The sequence below is a fragment of the Nocardiopsis sp. NPDC058631 genome (assembly GCF_042716955.1).
In the GTDB taxonomy this organism is placed as follows: Bacteria; Actinomycetota; Actinomycetes; order Streptosporangiales; family Streptosporangiaceae; genus Nocardiopsis.
In genome coordinates this window covers 1-4,767 of record NZ_JBHXQY010000183.1, presented here as the reverse complement: position 1 = coordinate 4,767, position 4,767 = coordinate 1, and the positions used below count along the sequence as shown (strand labels likewise).

The following is a 4,767-nucleotide window of genomic DNA, read 5'->3' as shown; positions in this document are numbered from 1 at the left end:
TGCGAAGTTCAGCCTGGTTGTGCTTCACGAGCGCAGAGGCGCGGCGAGAGGAAGCCTGGTGGACGTCCGACGGCCGTGGCGGGATCACCCGGCCGGAGGGCCGTCACCGGCCGGTCGGGCCCGCGCCCCGTCCGAGGCCCCGCCCCGGACCGTGCCGGCCGGTACCGATCCGGCCGACCAGGGGGGAGTGCCCCACGAGAGCCCGTGGGGCCGCGCGGCCGCCGGCACCGCCGGCGGCGGGCACCCCCGAGCACGGGCACCAACTCCACCGGCCGCCGCGCCCCCGACCGCGCGGACCGCGCGGATCCGCGCCGACCGCGACACCCGTACAACCGAACCCCCGCCACACCCCGGCGGGGACGCTTCGCGTCCATCGTTCCCACACTGGCGAAAGGCGGCGAAGGTGCTGCGATTCATCGTCAGGCGTCTCCTTCAGCTGATCCCGACACTGGGCGGCCTGTCGATCCTGTTGTTCGTCTGGCTGCAACGGCTGCCGGGCGGACCCGAGTACGCCCTCCTCCCCGACGACGCGACCTCCGAACAAAGAGCCCAACTGCGGAGCTCCCTGGGCCTGGAAGAGCCGATCACGGTTCAGTACCTGGCCTTCCTGCGCCGCATCCTCCAGGGAGACCTGGGCACCTCCCTCCAGACCGGCCGACCGGTCCTCGAAGAATTCTTCACCCGCTTTCCGGCCACGTTCGAACTGGCCGTCACCGCCATGGTCATCGCGACCGCGGTCGGCATCCCGCTCGGCTACCTGGCCGCGCGCAGACGCGGTACCGTCCTGGACTTCGCCGCCGTCGGCGGCTCCCTCCTCGGCATCTGCACCCCGGTGTTCTTCCTCGCCTTCCTCCTGAAGGTCGTCTTCGCCGAGCACCTGGGCTGGTTCCCGTCCGCGTTCCGCCTCTCCCCGGGCATCAACCGCACCGACCTCACCGGGTTCGCCGTCCTGGACGGGCTGCGCACCGGGGAGTTCGACGTGGTGGGTGACGCCCTCGCGCACCTGGTGCTCCCCGGGCTCGCGCTGGCCTCGATCCCGCTCGCGGTGATCGTCCGCATGACCCGTGCCAGCGTCCTGGAGGTGCTGGAGGAGGACTACGTCCGCACCGCCAACGCCAAGGGCCTGCACCGCAACACCGTGCGGACCCGCCACGTCATGCGCAACGCCATGCTCCCCGTGGTCACCTCCATCGGCCTGCTCACCGGAAGCCTGTTCGCCGGAGCGGTGCTCACGGAGAGCGTCTTCGCGTTCCCCGGGATCGGATCGTTCGTGTACGCGGCCACGCAGACCCGTGACTACCCGGTCCTCACCGGGTTCATCCTGCTCATCGCGACCATGTACGTGTTCATCAACCTCCTGGTGGACATCTCCTACAGCCTCCTCGACCCGAGAGTGCGGGCCCAGTGATGCCAACGACACCGAGCTCCCAGAACCCGGCCCGGGCCGAGGACGCGTCGGACGCCAAGGGCTCGCTCCTGGGGCGCAAGGCCGCCCGGATCGACCGCCTCGCCGAGCTCATGGGCGAACGCGACGAGAGCAGCCACGGGTCGGGGATCTGGCGTACCGCCTTCGCGCGCATGCGCCGCAGCCCCATGGCGATCACCGGCGCCGTCATCGTCACGGTGTTCGTCGCGGTCGCCCTGCTCTCACCGCTCATCGCCCCCTACCCGCCCACCTCGCAGGCCTGGGGCGACGAGGTGTTCCCGAACCAGAACATCTTCGTCGGGCCGCGCGGGGAGAACTGGCTGGGCCTGGACAACCTCGGCCGCGACCAGTTCTCCCGCATGGTCGTCGGCGCGCGCCAGACACTCCTGGTCGGGGTGGTCGCCACCCTGGTCGGGTTCGGTGTCGGCGCCGTCCTGGGGGGCGCCGCCGGAGCCGCGTCCGTCCTGGGCGGGCGCTGGGGGCGCCAGCTCGACAACGCGGTGATGCGCGTCATCGACATGATGCTGGCGCTGCCCACGCTGCTCCTCGCGGTCACCGTCGCCGCCCTCGTCGGGCCGAGCCTGACCACGGTCATGATCGCCGTCGGCGTCGCGCAGATCCCGATCTTCGCCCGCCTCCTGCGCGGCGCGATGATCTCCCAGGGCAACCGCGACTACGTCCTGGCCGCACGTGCGCTGGGCGTGCGCAAGCGCAGGATCGCGCTCACGCACATCCTGCCGAACTCGCTGGGCCCGGTGATCGTGCAGTCCACCCTGACCCTGGCCACCGCCATCATCGACGCGGCGGCCCTGTCCTACCTGGGCCTGGGCAACCCCGACCCCGCCTTCCCCGAGTGGGGGACGATGCTCGCCGACGCCCAGCGCTTCCTGTCCAGCGCTCCGCAGCTGGCCGTGTACCCGGCCCTGGGCATCATCGTCACCGCCCTGGGCTTCACCCTGCTGGGTGAGGCGATGCGGGAAGCGCTCGACCCGAAGCTGAGGAAGTGACCATGAGTTCCAGCACGCCGCTGTTGGCGGTGGACGAGCTGTCCGTGGTGTTCCGCGGGCGCGGTTCCGACTCCGACGAGGTGCGGGCCGTGGACGGGGTGTCCTTCACCCTGGAGGAGGGCCGGGTCACCGGCCTGGTCGGCGAGTCCGGCTGCGGCAAGAGCGTCACCTCCCTCGCCCTGATGGGCCTGCTCCCCGACCGGGGGGTGCGCGTCGGGGGCAGTGCCGTGATGCGGCTGCCCGACGGGGAGGCCGACCTCCTGAAGCTTCCGCACAGACGCATGCGCGACCTGCGCGGGTCCCAGATGGCGATGATCTTCCAGGACCCGCTCAGCTCCCTCAACCCCGTGGTGCCCATCGGCCGCCAGGTCACCGAGATCCTCAAGCGCCACCGGGGGTTGCGCGGCTCCAAGGCCTCGAAGGAGGCCGCAGACCTGCTGTACCGGGTGGGCATCCCCGACCCGACGCGCAGGCTCCGCGAGTACCCCCACCAGCTGTCCGGTGGTATGCGCCAACGGGCGCTGATCGCCATGGCGGTGGCCTGCCGTCCCCGGCTGATGATCGCGGACGAGCCCACCACCGCCCTGGACGTCACCATCCAGGCGCAGATCCTGGAGCTGCTCAAGGACCTGGTCACGGAGGAGGGCACCGCCCTGCTGATGATCACCCACGACCTGGGCGTCGTCGCGGGCCTGTGCGACGACATCAACGTCCTCTACGCGGGGCGGGCGGTGGAGACGGCGCAGCGCGCGCCGCTGTTCGCCGACCCGACCCATCCCTACACCGTCGGCCTGCTGGGCTCCATCCCCCGGTTGGACGCCCCCCGGGGCGAGGCGCTCACCCCCATCCGGGGCTCGGTCAACGACAACATCGCCTGGACGGACGGGTGCGCGTTCGCGCCCCGGTGCGACCACTACACGTTGGAGTGCCTCCAGGGGCCGCCGCAACTGGTCACGGTGGGCGGGGAGGCCGGGAGCGGCTCCGCCGCCGCGCACGCGCACCGGTGCGTGAACCCCGTCCGGCACGCGGACGTGGTGGACCGGACGGTACTGGAGAGCCCGGCCGTGGTCGGCGACGACGAGGAGGCGCAGGGATGAGCCTGCTGCGGATCAACGACCTCAAGGTCCACTTCCCGATCAGACGGGGGGTGCTCTTCGACCGCACGATCGGCCACGTCCGCGCGGTCGACGGCGTCAGCCTGCAGATCCAGGAGGGCCAGACCTACGGCCTGGTGGGCGAGTCCGGCTGCGGCAAGACCACGCTGGGCCGTGCCGTGCTGCGGCTGGTCGACATCACCGAGGGGGAGGTGCTGTTCGGCGGGCGCGACCTGGCCGGCCTGGACACCGAGTCGATGCGCCGTGAGCGCAAGAACCTCCAGATGGTGTTCCAGGACCCCCTGGGCAGCCTCAACCCCAGGCAGAACATCGGCTCCATCCTCCTGGAGGGGTTGCAGACCCACGGGATCGGCGGCCCCGACGACGGCGGCGAGGGGGCGGGGGAGACCCGGGGGCGTTCCGAGAGGCGGAAGCTGGTCCTGGAGGACCAGCAGCGCCGGGTCGTGGACGCCCTGGAGAGGGTGGGGCTGTCCGCGAAGGCGCTCACCCGGTACCCGCACGAGTTCTCGGGCGGTCAACGGCAGCGCATCGGTATCGCCCGGGCGCTGGTGCTCGAACCCGACCTCATCATCTGCGACGAGCCGGTGTCCGCGCTGGACGTGTCGATCCAGGCGCAGGTCCTCAACCTGTTGGAGAGCCTCCAGAAGGAGCTCGGACTCACCTACCTGGTGATCGCCCACGACCTGGCGGTGGTCCGCCACGTCAGCGACGTGGTGGGGGTGATGTACCTGGGGGCGCTGGTGGAGGAGGCGTCCAGCGACGAACTGTACGAGACGCCGATGCACCCGTACACGCGGTCGCTGATGTCGGCGGTGCCGGTGCCGGACCCGGAGGTGGAGGACTCCCGCGAGCGCATCCTGCTCGCAGGCGACCTGCCCTCGCCCGCGAACCCGCCGACGGGCTGCCGCTTCCACACCCGCTGCCCGTGGCGGCAGGAGGAGTTGTGCGACTCCGAGCGCCCCGAGCTGCGCCCGGTGCGGGGCACAGCCGAGGGCAGTACCCACCGGGTGGCCTGCCACTACGCGGAGCAGATCCTGTCGGGGGAGATCCGGCCGGACGAGAAGTTGGCGGAGCGCATCGTGCACGGCGTGGGCTGACCCGCCGGGCACACCCCGAACGGAGCAGGCAAGCAGGGCGGTCGCCCCGGTGACCGGCCCGGCGGCCGCCCGGCGGACCCGGCCGCCCCCGGGCGGCCCCCCCCCCCCCCCCCCCACCACCG

The 4,767-nt window shown here is 71.9% G+C and carries 4 protein-coding genes; all 4 read left to right on the top strand.

Going from position 1 to position 4,767, the window contains the following annotated elements; genetic code table 11:
• The first annotated feature begins 403 nt into the window (after positions 1-403).
• Genes ACFWTE_RS29695 through ACFWTE_RS29680 form a run of 4 tightly spaced genes read left to right on the top strand, consistent with a single transcriptional unit; the run spans position 404 to position 4,645 of the window.
• Positions 404-1,408: an ABC transporter permease gene (locus ACFWTE_RS29695; RefSeq protein WP_378783248.1), complete on the top strand. Its 1,005-nt coding sequence runs from the start codon at positions 404-406 to the stop codon at positions 1,406-1,408.
• Positions 1,408-2,433 carry an ABC transporter permease gene (locus tag ACFWTE_RS29690; RefSeq protein ID WP_378783246.1) on the top strand — a complete coding sequence of 342 codons (1,026 nt, stop codon included), beginning with the start codon at positions 1,408-1,410 and terminating at the stop codon, positions 2,431-2,433. Before ACFWTE_RS29695 ends, ACFWTE_RS29690 begins: the two co-directional genes overlap by 1 nt.
• A gap of 2 nt (positions 2,434-2,435) precedes the next feature.
• Positions 2,436-3,530, top strand: a complete 1,095-nt coding sequence (locus ACFWTE_RS29685) for an ABC transporter ATP-binding protein (RefSeq protein ID WP_378783245.1) — start codon at positions 2,436-2,438, stop codon at positions 3,528-3,530.
• Complete coding sequence (locus ACFWTE_RS29680; RefSeq protein ID WP_378783244.1) at positions 3,527-4,645, top strand: ABC transporter ATP-binding protein; 1,119 nt, start codon at positions 3,527-3,529, stop codon at positions 4,643-4,645. Before ACFWTE_RS29685 ends, ACFWTE_RS29680 begins: the two co-directional genes overlap by 4 nt.
• Positions 4,646-4,767: the final 122 nt, after the last annotated feature.

Excerpts from the sequence above, each read along its gene's own strand:
- ACFWTE_RS29690 (WP_378783246.1), top strand. The coding sequence starts at position 1,408 with ATGCCAACGACACCGAGCTCCCAGAACCCGGCCCGGGCCGAGGACGCG.
- ACFWTE_RS29685 (WP_378783245.1), top strand. The coding sequence starts at position 2,436 with ATGAGTTCCAGCACGCCGCTGTTGGCGGTGGACGAGCTGTCCGTGGTG.
- ACFWTE_RS29680 (WP_378783244.1), top strand. The coding sequence starts at position 3,527 with ATGAGCCTGCTGCGGATCAACGACCTCAAGGTCCACTTCCCGATCAGA.